At 73.0% G+C, this 13,623-nt stretch carries 11 protein-coding genes; 4 read left to right on the forward strand and 7 right to left on the reverse strand.

From position 1 onward, the window contains the following. Positions 1-19 precede the first annotated feature (19 nt). The gene (locus IG78_RS0124040; protein ID WP_030566583.1) at positions 20-1,186 is read right to left on the reverse strand and encodes a pyridoxal-phosphate-dependent aminotransferase family protein; all 1,167 of its coding nucleotides are present in this window, start codon (positions 1,184-1,186) and stop codon (positions 20-22) included. A 98-nt stretch (positions 1,187-1,284) separates the two neighbouring features. Between IG78_RS0124040 and IG78_RS0124045 the strand changes: the two genes are divergently transcribed. Both IG78_RS0124045 and IG78_RS0124050 read left to right on the forward strand, forming a co-directional pair. Then, positions 1,285-2,061 (forward strand): IclR family transcriptional regulator, encoded by a 777-nt coding sequence (locus tag IG78_RS0124045; protein ID WP_037686096.1) that lies wholly within the window; start codon positions 1,285-1,287, stop codon positions 2,059-2,061. A gap of 398 nt (positions 2,062-2,459) precedes the next feature. Further along, positions 2,460-3,923, forward strand: a complete 1,464-nt coding sequence (locus IG78_RS0124050; RefSeq protein ID WP_030566588.1) for an SLC13 family permease — start codon at positions 2,460-2,462, stop codon at positions 3,921-3,923. Positions 3,924-3,959: 36 nt separating this feature from the next. Here IG78_RS0124050 and ulaA read toward each other — a convergent pair whose 3' ends face one another. The 6 genes from ulaA to IG78_RS0124080 form a co-directional block, all read right to left on the reverse strand. After that, positions 3,960-5,546: a PTS ascorbate transporter subunit IIC gene (gene ulaA / locus IG78_RS0124055; protein ID WP_030566590.1), complete on the reverse strand. Its 1,587-nt coding sequence runs from the start codon at positions 5,544-5,546 to the stop codon at positions 3,960-3,962. A 26-nt stretch (positions 5,547-5,572) separates the two neighbouring features. Further along, positions 5,573-6,406, reverse strand: coding sequence for a PTS sugar transporter subunit IIAB (locus IG78_RS0124060; protein ID WP_030566592.1), 834 nt, complete (start codon positions 6,404-6,406; stop codon positions 5,573-5,575). 36 nt (positions 6,407-6,442) lie between these two features. Continuing rightward, a complete protein-coding gene (locus tag IG78_RS0124065; protein ID WP_051852920.1) occupies positions 6,443-7,420 on the reverse strand; it encodes a hypothetical protein in 978 nt (325 codons plus the stop codon). A 326-nt stretch (positions 7,421-7,746) separates the two neighbouring features. Next, the gene (locus IG78_RS0124070; RefSeq protein ID WP_030566602.1) at positions 7,747-8,901 is read right to left on the reverse strand and encodes an epoxide hydrolase family protein; all 1,155 of its coding nucleotides are present in this window, start codon (positions 8,899-8,901) and stop codon (positions 7,747-7,749) included. A 212-nt stretch (positions 8,902-9,113) separates the two neighbouring features. Beyond that, positions 9,114-10,586, reverse strand: coding sequence for a carboxylesterase/lipase family protein (locus IG78_RS0124075; protein WP_051852921.1), 1,473 nt, complete (start codon positions 10,584-10,586; stop codon positions 9,114-9,116). 59 nt (positions 10,587-10,645) lie between these two features. After that, positions 10,646-11,695: an MBL fold metallo-hydrolase gene (locus tag IG78_RS0124080; RefSeq protein WP_078965481.1), complete on the reverse strand. Its 1,050-nt coding sequence runs from the start codon at positions 11,693-11,695 to the stop codon at positions 10,646-10,648. Between the two features lie 102 nt (positions 11,696-11,797). Between IG78_RS0124080 and IG78_RS0124085 the strand changes: the two genes are divergently transcribed. Beyond that, positions 11,798-12,742 carry a helix-turn-helix transcriptional regulator gene (locus IG78_RS0124085; protein ID WP_051852907.1) on the forward strand — a complete coding sequence of 315 codons (945 nt, stop codon included), beginning with the start codon at positions 11,798-11,800 and terminating at the stop codon, positions 12,740-12,742. A gap of 71 nt (positions 12,743-12,813) precedes the next feature. Then, positions 12,814-13,611 (forward strand): arylamine N-acetyltransferase family protein, encoded by a 798-nt coding sequence (locus IG78_RS0124090; RefSeq protein WP_030566611.1) that lies wholly within the window; start codon positions 12,814-12,816, stop codon positions 13,609-13,611. Positions 13,612-13,623: the final 12 nt, after the last annotated feature.

Consider the following 13,623-nt stretch of genomic DNA (forward strand, 5'->3'; position numbering starts at 1 on the left):
GGTCGGGGGTACGGAGGGGTCAGTTCGTGCGGAGGTGGTCCAGGGCCTGGGCCAGGCCTTCCGGGCCCACCGGTATCCCCGCCAGCTCCAGACCCATCTGCACGCCTGCCAGGGTCCCGGCGAGGGTGAGGTCGTTGAAGTGCCCGAGGTGCCCGATGCGGAACACCTTGCCGGTGAGGCGGCCGAGCCCGGTGCCCAGGGACATGTCGTACCGCTCCAGGACGATCTTCCGTACGGCGTCGGCGTCGCGGCCGTCCGGCAGCAGCACGGCGGTGAGCGAACCGGAGTGCTCGCGCTCGTCCGCGCACAGCACCTCAAGGCCCCAGCCGCGCACGGCGGCACGGGTGGCGGCGGCGTGCCGCGCGTGCCGTCGCCAGACCTGTTCGAGCCCTTCCTCGGCGAGCATGCGCAGGGCCTCTTCGAGTCCGTACAGCAGGTTGGTGGCCGGGGTGTAGGGGAAGAAACCGGCTTCGTTGGCCTCGATGACCGGTGTCCAGTCCCAGAAGGACTTGGGCAGCCGTGAGGTGTGGGCGGCAGCCAGCGCCTTGTCGCTGACGGCGTTGAAGCCGAGGCCCGGCGGCAGCATCAGGCCCTTCTGGGATCCGGTGACGGTCACGTCGACGCCCCAGTCGTCGTGCCGGTACTCGATGGAGCCGAGCGAGGACACCGTGTCGACCAGGAGCAGGGCGGGGTGCCCCGCGGCGTCGATGGCCGCGCGGATCTCGGGGACGCGGCTGGTGACGCCGGTGGACGTCTCGTTGTGCACCACACAGACGGCCTTGATCCGGTGGGCGGGGTCGGCGTCGAGCACCTGGGCCGCCGCCTCGGGGGAGGCACCGTGGCGCCAGTCGCCGGGCACGCACTCCACTTCGAGGCCGAGGGAGCGGGCCATGTCCCGCCACAGCGAGGCGAAGTGCCCGGTCTCGAAGCACAGCACGCGATCGCCCGGGCTGAGCGTGTTCACCAGGGCGGCCTCCCAGGCGCCGGTGCCCGACGACGGATAGACGACGACCGGGCCCGATGTGGCGAACACCGGCTTCAGCCCACCGAGCACGCGCCGGGTGAGGCTCGCGAACTCGGGCCCGCGGTGGTCGAGGGTCGGGGCGGACATGGCGCGAAGTACCCGGTCGGGAACGTTGGTCGGCCCGGGGATCTGGAGGAAGTGGCGTCCGGTCCTGGCAGTCATCGCGCGGATCTCCTCTCCACGCTTGTGCCGTGAGACGGCACAGCGTATCGTGATGCGGCACGGCGGAGCATAGGCTCCCTCACCGGAAGGGGTCAACGGTGCAGAACGTCCTCAACACCCTGCGGGCGCTCGAAGAGGTGGCGACGCGTCAGCCCGTCGGCGTCGCCGACCTGGCGCGGGCCATGGAGCTTCCGAAGAGCACCGTCCAGCGCGCGCTCGGCACCCTGCACACGGCCGGCTGGATCAAGCAGTCCGGCGCCACGCCCACCCGCTGGTCCCTCACCACGAAGGCACTCCTGGTGGGACGGCAGGCCACGGGCGAGCTCGACCTGCGGGACGTCGCCGTGCCGGTGATGGACGAACTGCGCCGCAGCGTGGACGAGACCGTGCACCTCGCGATGCCGGAGGGCGACCGGGTGGTGCTCGTCGAGCGCCTGGAGACGACCCAGCCGGTACGGATCGTGCTGCCGCTCGGCCAGCACCTGTCGGGGCACGCGTCCGCCAACGGCAAGGCGATCCTCGCCGCCCGCTCCCCCGGGGACGTCGAGCGGTATCTCGCCGCGGGCCTGACCCGCTACACGGACCTGACCATCCACGATCCGGCCGCGCTGCGCGCCGAGCTCGACGCGGTCCGCGGCCGCGGCTACGCCGTCAACCTGGGCGAATGGCGGGAGGACGTGTCCGCGGTAGCGGCACCCGTGCTCGGCCCCGACGGCACCCCGGTCGGCAGCGTGAGCATCAACATGCCCACCAGCCGGTGCGACCGCGAGCGGCTCGACACGCTGGGCGGGCATGTACGCGCGGCGGCACGGAAGATCAGCGCGAGCCTCGGCCACGAGGCGCCTGGCGCGGCGGGCGCGGCGGGCGCGAGCTGACCCCGACGCCGGTCACGCCCACGCCGCCCCCGCCCGGACACCGGCCGCCCCCGCACCGCCCGGCCCGGACGCCAGTCGCCCACGCGCCGCCCTGATCCGGACACCGGCCACCCCGGCGCACCCCACAACACGGCGGTACACGCACCCCCTTGACGGGGCGTGACCGTCGTCACATACTCGCCACCATTGCGCAGGAGTTCCACATGACGGAACTCCATGTCCACCCTGCGGACAGCCCGGGTCGGCGCGGCTGCCCGCTCATGGCAGGGTGCGACGGGCCCCGCCTCGGGGGCTCCGCTGTGCCCCTCTGCCCCCGGACGCCGCCACGGGTCCCTCCCGCATGCCCGCACTCGGCCACCGTCCGCGATGTGGCCGAAGTCCCAAGGCGAGGACGTGTCATGGCAGACCATCTCATCGCGATCGGCGCACTGGTACTCGTATTCACCCTGTCCACCTTCACCTCGGTCCACATGGGCGCCCTCGCCCTCGTCGCGGCCTTCGCCGTCGGCTCCACCGTCGCGGGCGAGAACGCCGACGACGTGTTCGGCGGCTTCCCCGGCGACCTCTTCGTCGTCCTCGTGGGCGTCACCTTCCTCTTCGCCATCGCGAAGAACAACGGCACCATCGAATGGCTCGTGCACGCCGCGACGCGTGCCGTGGGCGGCCGCATCGCCCTCATTCCCTGGGTCATGTTCCTCATCACCGCGGTGCTCACCGCGGTCGGCGCGGTGGTGCCCGCGGCGGTCGGCGTCATCGCCCCCATAGGCATGAGCTTCTGCGTCCGCTACCGCATCGACCCGCTCCTGATGGGCCTGCTCGTCATCAACGGAGCGAGCGCGGGCGGCTTCTCGCCCGCCAGCGTCTTCGGCAGCATCACCAACGGCGTCGTCGAACGCAACGACCTGCCGGGCGACCCGGGTCTGCTGTTCGTCGCGTCCTTCCTCTTCAACGCGGCGCTCAGCGTGGTCGCGTACTTCCTGTTCGGCGGCCGGCACCTGCTCGGCAGGCGCGCCGAGGACATCACCCCGGCGCAGCACACCCCCGGCGCACCGGGAACACTCGGCGGCACGGAGAGCACTGGCGGCGGTACCAAAGACGTCGGCGGCACACACGGCGCCGACGACACTAAGGGCACCGGCGGCACGAGGGGCACCGGCGACACCTGGGACACCGGCGGTACGAGGGGCACTGGCGGTACGAGGGGAATCGGTGGTGCCGCCACCGCGACCCTCGCGCCCGCCCACACGGAGACCTCCGCACTCCGGCTCGACCGGCCCCGCGTCCTCACCCTCCTCGGGCTGCTCGGCATGGTCGCCGGCGCGCTGTTCCTCGACTACAACGTCGGCCTGATGGCCCTGACGGTCGTCGTCGTCCTCACCCTCGCCGACCCCGAATCGGCCAAGGGCGCCGTGGAACGCTGCGCCTGGTCCACCGTGCTCCTCGTCTGCGGTGTGGTCACCTTCGTGGGTGTGATGGAGCGCATGGGCACCATCGACTGGCTCGGCGACAGCGTCGCGAAGATCGACTCACCGCTCCTCGGCGCCCTGTTGATCTGTCTGATCGGTGCCGTGGTCTCCGCGTTCGCGTCCACCACCGGCATCCTGGGCGCCCTGATCCCGCTCGCCGTACCCTTCCTGATGGCCGGTCAGGTCAGCACCGTCGGCCTGATCATCGCCCTCGCCGTCTCCTCGTCGGTCGTGGACTCCTCGCCGCTGTCCACCAGCGGCGCGCTGGTCACCGCGAACGCCCCCGAGGAAGTGCGCCCGCAGGTGTTCGGCGCCCTCATGAAGTGGGGCCTGTCGATGGCCCTGTTGGTGCCGCTCACCACCTGGGCGCTGTTCGTGGTGCCGGGTCAGGGATAGAGCCAGGGACAGCGTCAGGGATGGAGCTGCGCGGCGTCAGCCGGTCTCCCCGGGCGGCGGCGGGGGCTTCGGAGCACCCGGCGGCGGCGCGATCTTCGCGTACGCCGGGCGCCCCGGAGCCCCGGCCTCACCGGTCGGCGCCGGTGTTTCGGCGGCCGTACCGCCAGCGCGGCCGAGGAGCGCGTCACGCCGTGCGCCCGGGTCCCAGCCGGTCTCCACGACCCGCTTCTGCACGACGATCGCGGCGGCCAGGATCACCGCGCCGACCAGGAGCATCAGGACCGCGCCCGCCACGGTCCCGGCCTTCGCCGCGTTCCCCACGAGTGCGCCGAACCAGCCGAAGTCCGCGTCGCCGAAGGTGGTGTTCTCCTTGCCGAAGGCGCCGAGGACCTTCAGGAGCAGCGCGGGCAGGAAGGTGATGAGGACACCGTTGAGGAACGCGCCCACGACGGCGCCGCGCCTGCCGCCCGTCGCGTTGCCGTAGACCCCGGCCGCGCCGCCCGTGAAGAAGTGCGGCACGAGTCCGGGCAGGACCAGTGCGAGCCCGAAGGCCGGTTCGAAGATCCAGGTGAGCAGGCCGAGGCTGACGAGGCCGCCGATGAAGCTGGAGATGAACCCGATGAGGACGGCGTTCTGCGCGTACGGGAAGACGATCGGCGCGTCCAGGGACGGCACCGCACCAGGGACGACGCGGTTGGCGATGCCCTGGAAGGCGGGCACCAGCTCACCGAGGATCGTCCGGACGCCGAACAGGATGACCGCGACGGCGATGCCGAACTGCAGTCCCTGCATGACCGACTGCATGACGTACGCGCCCACGTCGGCGGCTGCCTCGCCGCCGTCGGTCGCGAACGCCTTGAAGGCGCTCTCCTTGCCGACCTTGGCGAGGAGGACGAGCGACATGATCAGGTAGATGAGGACCATGGACAGGGCCGTGGCCACCATCGAGTCACGCAGGAAGCGCAGGCCGTCGGGCAGTTTCATGTCCTCCGTGGACCGGCTGCGCCGCCCGACGAGTTGCCCGGTCGCTCCGGCGACGACGTACCCGGCCGTCCCGAAGTGCCCGATCGCCACGGTGTTGTTGCCGGTGACGCGCTTGGTCCAGGGGTGTGCGAAGGCGGGCATCGCGACCAGCATGATGCCGAGCAGCACACCGCCGACGGCGACCACGACCCAGGACCGCTGCCCGGCCGTCGCGAGCACCATCGTCAGCAGCGTGGCCATGAACAGCATGTGGTGGCCGGTCAGGAAGACATAGCGCAGCGGCGTGCAGCGGGCGAGGACCAGGCTCACGGCGAAGCCGAGGATCATCAGCCAGGCGACCCGGGAACCGTACTCGGCCTGGGCGATGCCGACGATGGCCTCGTTCGTCGGGATCACTCCGTGCGCGCCCGTCGCGCCCTGGATCATCTCACCGAGCGGGGCGAGCGCGGCCACCACGAGTCCGGCGCCCGCGCCGATGAGCAGAAAGCCGAGCGTCGCCTTGATCGCGCCGCCGACGACCTGGCCCGCCGATCTGCGCAGCGCGAGGAGGCCCGCGGCGGTGATGAGCCCGATCAGGTAGGCGGGCTGGCTGAGGATTTCGTTGACCAGGAACTTCGCGACGGATACCAGCCAGTCCACGGCTCGCCCCTCTTTCTGGCTTCTTCCTAGACGTCGTACGTGTCCCGCAGGACACGGTCGGCCTCGGTGGTGGAGGTGAAGTCGTCGACGACCTTGACGGGGACGCCGATGTCGCCGAGCGCCTTGGCGATCTCCCGGGACGTGAGCACGGCCACTGCCTCGGCGGCCTTGCCCTTGGCGGAGATGGTGTCGGTGGCCTCGACGGTGACGTGGCGGCCCCAGCCCCAGCGGTCGAGGACCTGCTCCAGAGTGTTCTTGAGGAACAGACTGGTACCGAGGCCGTTGCCGCACACCGTGAGGATCTTGTGCACGGCGGGCCCGGCGGCGACAGGGGCCTCGGGCGCGGCGGGCGCGGGCTCAGGCCCGGCGGCGGGCCCCGGCTCGGCGGCGGGCCCGGGCCCGGCAGCCGTGCGCCCGCCGGACAGCAGAGCGTGCACCGCGGCGGGCGTGGCGGCGTCCCGCAGGGCCCGTCCCGTGTCCGGGTCCGCGAGCAGTCGGGCGAGGGAGGCCATCGCCTCGGTGTGCGCGGAGGCGTCCGCTGCGGCGAGCGCCACGACGAGGTCGACGGGGTCGTTCGTCTCGTGCCCGAACTCCACGGGGCGCGCGAGCCGCACCCAGGACATGCCGGTGTGCAGCACCGCGGGCGAGGGCCGCGCGTGCGCGAACGCGAAGCCGGGGGCCACGACGATGTACGGCCCGGCGTCCACCACGGTACTGATCATCTCCGTGGTGTACGCGTCCGTGCTGCTGCCCGTCGCCACGAGCAGCTCACCCGCGGCACCGATCGCCGCGCGCCAGTCATCGGCCGCGACGTCGAGCCGGATCGCCTCGACGGGCAGGAGATCGCTCACAGACACCATGCGAGTGATCGTTCCACAACACACGGGGCCGCGCGGTCAGTGCGTGGCCGAAGCCTTCCGCAGGGCCGTGATGCAGGTGTGGATGGCCTGCTGGAGCTCTTCGAGGCGTTGCACCATGTCGTCCTCGTAGATGTCGTCGAAGTCGGCGGCGTCGTCGAGCGTCAGCTCCTCGAAGACCTTGGTGGCCTTCTGCAGGCTGCTGTAGAACTTCGTGCGCCGCTCCTGGACGCGGAGTTCGGGGTCGGACTCGACGGTCTCGGCGACGAGGTTCTTCACCGTGTCGTACGCCTCCGTCGCCCACTCGCCGGCCTCTTCGGAGTCGTCGAGCTCGTCGAGCAGCGTCAGGTGGCGCTCGGCCTCGGCGCGCAGCTCGGCCGGTGCGTCGAGGGTCTGTCCGGCGGGGGTGCGGATCTGGCCCTCCTCGGCGACCTTGCGGACGTACTCGATGCGGTCCGCGGCCCTTGCCTCACCGGCCACGGCCTTCTTCAGCTCGTCGGTGCGGGCGATGTCGCGCGCCAGCTCCGTCTGGAGCGCCGGGTCCTCCTTGAGGCGGTCGAGAAGCGCGTGCCGGGCGGCCTGGGCGGTGCCGGGGTCGGCCAGGATGGCTGCGCGCAGCGCGGTGGGGTTCTCGGCGACCTCCAGGGCCTTGGTCGGGCGGATGCCCTCCGCCTCGGCGGCGGCGGTGATGGCGGTGCCACGCGCGGAGGTGGCGCTGGAGCGCGGCACGTAGTACGCCAGCCACACGTCGGCGTCGGGGAGTTCGACGTCCTGGCCGGGGGCGAGGGCCTCGAAGTGCGGCACGAGACCGTCGTCGGCCGCCTTGTCCCACGCCTTGTAGAAGCGCATGACGCGGTCGGCGGAGCAGCCCGCGAGCTCGGCGAACTCCTTCGCGGACAGCTTCGGTGTGCCCTCGGCGTGCTGTCCGCCGGGCCGGACGCTGCGGGCCACCTTCAGGCCGAAGGTCCAGCCGCCGGTGCGCGCGTAGGCGCCGAACTCGCGGGCGTCGCGCTCCACGAGCGCCGCGGCGGCCTCGCCTTCGGCGGTGTGCGCGGCCTCCCCCTCGGCCGTGTACGCGGCCTCGCCCTCGGCCGTGTACGCGGCCTCGGGCGCGGCGGCAGGCGGCGGTACCTCGGCGTCGGCCGGTTCGGCGGCTTCGGGCGCGGCGGTCGCTACGGTCACTGAGTACTCTCCGGGTGGCTCACAAGCTGACGAGAAGCAGAACGTACAGCCTATATCGCCGTGTTGCTCCTGCTTTCCACCCCCTCACGCCGGGCGGCGCCGCTCCTGGCGGCGCCGCCCGTCTGACGTCCGCCTGACGTCCGCCCGGCCGCGCCGGACCGCTACTCCGTGTGCCGCAGCGGGCGGAAGAACGCGCGCAGTTCGGCGGCCACCTGGTCCGGCTCCTCGTGTGCCATGAAGTGGCCGCCGCGGCGGGGTGTGCTCCAGTGGCGCAGATCGGTGAGGACGCGCTCGGCCAGGCTCCTCGGGTAGTCCGCGTACGCCGGTTCATGGCTGAGGGTGACGGCTGCGGGCACGGTGACGGGCGGCACCGGCTTGTTGTGGTGGTAGTCGTAGTACTGCCGGAAGGAGGAGCCGATGCTGCCGGTCGCCCAGTAGAGCGTGGCCACCGTGAGCAGCGTGTCCCGGTCCCAGCGGCGGCCGATGTCGCCGTCGCAGTCGCTCCAGTCCCGGTACTTGTCGACGATCCACGCGAGCAGCCCGGCGGGCGAGTCCATCAGGGCGGCGGCGACCGTGTCGGGGCGGGTGCACATGATCTCGCTGTAGCCCTGGTCCCCGATGTCGTACGCGGCGAGGGCGTCCAGGTACGTCTGCTCCGCGGGCGTCGGCGGCTCCTTCTCGAAGTCCGCGCTCACGACGGCGGACGTGATGTGCACCCCGGCGACCCGGTCCGGGTACAGCGCCCCGAGCCACTGCGTCACCCCGCCGCCGATGTCACCGCCGAACGCTCCGTAGCGCTCGTACCCGAGGGTCCGGGTCATCAGGGAGTGCCAGATCCCGGCCACTCCGCGGCGGGTGAACGGGCCCCGCGGCAGGCCGGAGTAGAGGAATCCGGGCAGGGACGGCACGACCACGTCGAAGGCGTCGGCGGGGTCCCCGCCGTGAGCGGCCGGGTCGGCGAGACGGCGGGCCGCGCGCAGCATCTCGACGAAGCTGCTCGGCCAGCCGTGGGTGAGCACCAGCGGCAGTGGCGCGGGGGCGCCCTCCGGGCGGCGGCCACGCAGATGCACGAAGTGCACCCGGGTGCCCGCCACGTCGGCGACGTGGTGCGGAAAGAGGTTGAGTCCGGCTTCGGCGGCGCGCCAGTCGAAGCCGTCGGCCCAGTACGCGACGAGGTCACGCAGGTGGTCCGGGTCGGTGCCCGCGGCCCAGTGGGCGGAGTCGGAGGCGCTGGTGAAGCGGGTGCGGGTCAGTCGTTCCCGGAGGTCGGTGAGGACATCGTCGGACACGGCGACGCGGAAAGGCGAAACGGTCATGGTTCCTTCGCTCAGGAGTACTTCGGTGCTCGGACGAGCGGGCGCTCCTGCGCGGCGGCCGTGCGGTTCAGACGCGAGCGGCGGCGGGGAGGGCCCGGACGATGCGGTCGGTCGTGTGCGTACGCAACGGGCTCACCTCCTCTTCAAGGGCGCGCGGACGTGGGGCCGCGCGACGTACGGCGATCATACCCGGCCCCGCCACCGGCTCACGTTCAGGCCGTGTCGATGCGCTGGATCGTCCCGCCCTCACCGTCGTAGGCCGCCCAGCCGGGGTCGCCGGTCGCGGCGAACCGGACCCAGGCCGCGCGCATCCACGACGACAGCTCCGCCAGAGCGGCCAGGGCGGCAGGCCCCGGGTCCGGGCCGAGCACACCCGCGTCACCGTACAGGCCGGGCAGGTCCGTCCGGCCGAAGACGAAGGGCAGCTCGACGGTGTGGGCGGCGCCGAGCAGCCCGCCGACCGCGGGCGAGCGCCAGGCGAATTCGTAACGGTGGGTACGGGACGGGGACCTGGCCGCGTGGGCGGCGGCCAGCGCCCTGCTGCCCGCCCCGAACAGCGCCTCGGACAGGACGGCGGACCGCAGCTCGGCCGAGGTCGCGCCAGGGTGGGCCGCGCGCACGGCGGCGAGGAGTTCCGCGGGGCGCGGATGCGCTCGGGCGGCGGTCGCCTCGACGTCGGCCGCGGTCGACGCCGCGTACGCGCTCTGGGGCACGAGGTAGAGATTGCCCTCCTGCGCGGTGGTGCCGATGAGGAGGTCCACGTCGAGCGGTGCGGTGCGGGCGGCGAGCGTGTGCGCGGGCTGCTCGGTGAGCACGAGGCCGAGCGGACTGAGGCCGGCGAGCGGGTCGGGGTGGGTGGCCGTGCGCAGGTCGATGCCCGCGAGGTCGGGGAGGACCCCGACGAGGCGTTCGTCGGGAAGGGCGGCGAAGGCGTCGGCGCGCGGTGCGACCCCGAGCGCCCGCGCCGCGGCCCGCGTGACCCGGGCGGCCTGTTCCGGAAGGAACGCGCCGAGGCCGCTGCCGCTCTGCACCACGGCCCGCCGGAAGAGCCCATCGGCCGCGGGGTCCGCGAGCAGGGCGGCGACGAGCGTGGCGCCCGCGGACTGCCCGAACACGGTCACGGCGCCCGGGTCGCCGCCGAACGCGGCGATCTCGTCCCGTACCCAGCGCAGCGCGGCGAGCACGTCGAGGAGGCCGCGGTTCGCGGGCGCCCCCGGCAGGTCCAGGAACCCCTGGACGCCCAGACGGTAGTTGAGGGTCACAAGGACCGCCCCGTCCCGGGCGAGCGCCGAGCCGTCGTACAGCGGCGCCCGGCTGGATCCGGCGACGAAGCCGCCGCCGTGGACGAAGACGAGGACCGGCAGCGGTCGTGCGCCCGGCGCCGCCGGGGTGCGCACGTCGACGGTGAGGTAGTCGTCCCCGCGCACCCAGCCGGGACCGAAGTAGTGCGACATGTCGACTGCGCCGAGGCGGCGTTCGCTCTGCGGGGCGGTGGGCCCCGGCACGGTCGCGTCCCTGGTGCCGCGCCACGCCTCGGGCGGCGCCGGCGCGGCGAAGCGAGCGGCTCCGCGCGGGGGCGCGGCGTAGGGAATGCCGAGGAAGCCGGCCACGCCGTCCCGTACGAAGCCGCGTACCCGGCCCTTGCTGGTGTCCACCGTGTCGGCCACGACTGTGGTGTCCGCCATGTCGGCCACGTCCGTGCTGTCCGCCATGTCGGCCACGTCGGCCGTGGGCTGCGTCGTCATCACCGTCCCTCCCCCGTCATGTCCTGGTGGGTGGCGCGGCTCAAGGGGGCCCAGCCCTTGACGGCGAACGCGCTCGCCGTGCGGGTGACTTCGAGGGCGCCCGGCCCGCCGAAGTGCGCGGGGAAGAGCAGGGCGCGGTGGTCGGCGGCCCAGCCGAGGAGCCGCCTGCGAGTGGCGCGGGCGGCCGCAGGGTCCTCGCAGAAGCAACTGTTGCAGTCCGGCATGAGCACCTGCGCCGGGCTGTGCATCAGGTCGCCCACGAACACCGCCCGGTCCGTGCCCGACTCCAGGGTCACGACGGAGGAGCCCGGGGTGTGGCCGGGGGCGAGGTCGAGCCGCAGGTGGGCGTCGATGCGGTGGCTGCCCTCCCACAGCAGTGCCTGGCCCGCCCGGTGGACGGGGGCGACGCTGTCCTCGAAGACGTTCTGGTTGCCGCGGCCGAGCACGCTCCGGCGTTCGTTGGCCGGGTTCCAGAAGTCGAAGTCGTCCCTGGCCATCAGGTAGACGGCGTTCGGGAACGTCGGGACCCAGTCGCGGCCCTCCAGGCGGGTGTTCCAGCCCACGTGGTCCACGTGGAGGTGGGTGTTGACGACGACGTCCACGTCCTGCGGGGTGACGCCCGCGGCGGCGAGACGGTCCAGGTAGCCGGTGTTCCGCCGGCTCCACACCGGGCTGTAGGGCCGCTCCTTGTGGTTGCCGACACCGGTGTCGATCAGGATGGTCCTGCCCTCGCTGCGCAGCAGCCAGGTCTGGACGGCGGACCGGACGACGCCGGTGGCGCCGTCCAGGAAGTCCGGGCGCAGCCAGGACGCCTCCTCCCCCTGCCAGGTGTGGGCGGGAATGCCGGGGAAGAAGTCCGCGGGCGTCAGGTCGGCGGGTCCGTAGTACTCCAGGACGCGGGTCACGGAGACGTCGCCCACTTGGAGGTGATCGACGGTCCGCGCCGGCTCCCGCGAGGCGGCCGCCGACCCGCTCGCTTCGGGTGCCGCGTCCGGCGGCCCGCTCGTTCCGGGTGCCGCCGCCGTCAGTCGGTTCGCTGTTCGAGTCATGGGCCAAGGCTGTGCGCGGCCCGGCAGGCGCAGCCACACCCGCCGCTGCCTACCCCTCGCAGGGTCAGGCTCCCCGGCCGCCCCCGGCGGATACTGGACCGCGTGGACGGACAGAGCCAACTGGGCGCCTTCCTGCAAGCCCGCAGGTCACGGCTGCGCCCCGACGACATCGGCCTGAAGACCTACGGCGACCGGCGCCGCGTACCCGGCCTGCGCCGGGAGGAGCTCGCCCTGCTCGCGGGCGTCAGCGCCTCGTACTACACCCGGCTCGAACAGGGGCAGTCCCACAACGCCTCACCCGCGGTCCTGGACGCCCTCGCCCGCGCGCTCGGCCTGGACGAGTCGGAGCGCAGGCACCTGCACGACCTGGGCATCGGGGCCGCTTCGGGGCGGAAGGGCCTGCGCCGCCCGCCCCCGGAACACCTCGGGACCGCCACCCGCCACCTCCTCGACGCCCTCGCCGGTGTCCCCGCGGTCGTCCTCGGCCGCCGCACCGACGTCCTTGCCTGGAACGCCCTGGGCCACGCCCTCTTCGCCGCCCACCTCCCGGCCGACGGGCCCGACCAGGTGTCGACACGGCCCAACATGGCCGCGCTCGTCTTCCTCGACCCCGACATGCGGGCGCTGTACGCGGACTGGGAGTCGAAGGCGCGGTCCGTGGTCGCCAACCTGCGCGAGGTGGCAGGGCGCCATCCCGAGGACGCCCGGCTCGCCTCCCTCATCGGTGAACTATCGATGAAGAGCCCCGAGTTCAGCGCGATGTGGGCGGCCCACCAGGTGCGGGCCTGCGACGCGGCTCCGCACACCATGCACCACCCGCTGATCGGCGCCCTCACGGTCACGCAGCAGGCCCTGCGCACCGGGGACGACCAGAGCGTGGTGGTCGCGCACACCGCCCCGGGGTCCCCCTCCCGGGCGGCCCTCGCGCTGCTCGCCGACCGCGGTGCCCCCGTGTCCCCGCGTCCCCCGCAAGATCAGCGGACCGGGCCCGAAGATCAGCGGACGGGGCCCGGCAGGTCGGCGGCAGGCCTGTACGACGGGTCCTAGGACCGCCGAAGGGCAGGGAGCCCGTCCGAGGTCGCTGGCCCCTCGCGGCGCCGGCCGGGAGACTTGGTCCCATGGATACCGTACGGACAGCCGCCTACCTGCGGCGCATCGGCGTCGAGCGACCGGCCGCCCCCACCGCGCAGGCCCTGCGCGCACTGCACCTCGCGCATCTGCGCAGCGTCCCCTTCGAGAACCTCTCCATCCATCTGGGCGAGGAGGTCGACCTCACGGAGAAGGACCTCCTTGCGAAGGTCGTCGACGGGCACAGGGGCGGCTTCTGCTATGAACTCAACGGCGCCTTCGCCACGCTCCTCGCCGCCCTCGGGTTCGAGGTCACGCTCCTCCAGGCCCGGGTGTACGGCGACGACGGCCGGCCGGGCATCCCCTACGACCACCTCACCCTGCGGGTCCGCACCGATGACGGCGGCGACTGGCTCGCCGACGTCGGCTTCGGCACCCACACCCACCTCCCGCTGGACTTCACCGGACGCGGCGAGCAGTCCGACCCCGGCGGCACGTTCCGCATCGCCCCGGCCCCGGGCGGCGACCTGGACGTCATCAAGGACGGCAAGCCGCAGTACGTCATCGACCAGCGGCCGCGCGCACTCGCGGACTTCGGCGTGGGCGCCTGGTACCACCGCACGTCACCGAAGTCACACTTCACGCGGTCCCTGGTGTGCTCCCTGGTCACCCCGGCGGGCCGCGTCACCCTGAGCGGCAACAGGCTCACCGTCACCACCGGCGGCGAGCGCGAGGTCACGGAGCTGGCCACGGACGCCGAGGTCCTCGCGGCGTACGAGAAGCACTTCGGCGTCGTGCTCGACCGGGTGCCGAAGGTGGCCGAGCCGGTGCGGATCGGCGGGCGGTAGCGCCGTCTCCGC

It is taken from the genome of Streptomyces aureocirculatus (assembly GCF_000720475.1).
Lineage (GTDB): Bacteria > Actinomycetota > Actinomycetes > Streptomycetales > Streptomycetaceae > Streptomyces > Streptomyces aureocirculatus.

What these genes read in the sequence shown, in the direction of transcription:
- IG78_RS0124040 (WP_030566583.1), bottom strand. Translation starts at nt 1,186, where the DNA reads ATGACTGCCAGGACCGGACGCCACTTCCTCCAGATCCCCGGGCCGACC.
- IG78_RS0124050 (WP_030566588.1), top strand. Translation starts at nt 2,460, where the DNA reads ATGGCAGACCATCTCATCGCGATCGGCGCACTGGTACTCGTATTCACC.
- IG78_RS0124060 (WP_030566592.1), bottom strand. Translation starts at nt 6,406, where the DNA reads ATGGTGTCTGTGAGCGATCTCCTGCCCGTCGAGGCGATCCGGCTCGAC.
- IG78_RS0124070 (WP_030566602.1), bottom strand. Translation starts at nt 8,901, where the DNA reads ATGACCGTTTCGCCTTTCCGCGTCGCCGTGTCCGACGATGTCCTCACC.
- IG78_RS0124075 (WP_051852921.1), bottom strand. Translation starts at nt 10,586, where the DNA reads ATGGCGGACACCACAGTCGTGGCCGACACGGTGGACACCAGCAAGGGC.
- IG78_RS0124080 (WP_078965481.1), bottom strand. Translation starts at nt 11,695, where the DNA reads ATGACTCGAACAGCGAACCGACTGACGGCGGCGGCACCCGGAACGAGC.
- IG78_RS0124090 (WP_030566611.1), top strand. Translation starts at nt 12,814, where the DNA reads ATGGATACCGTACGGACAGCCGCCTACCTGCGGCGCATCGGCGTCGAG.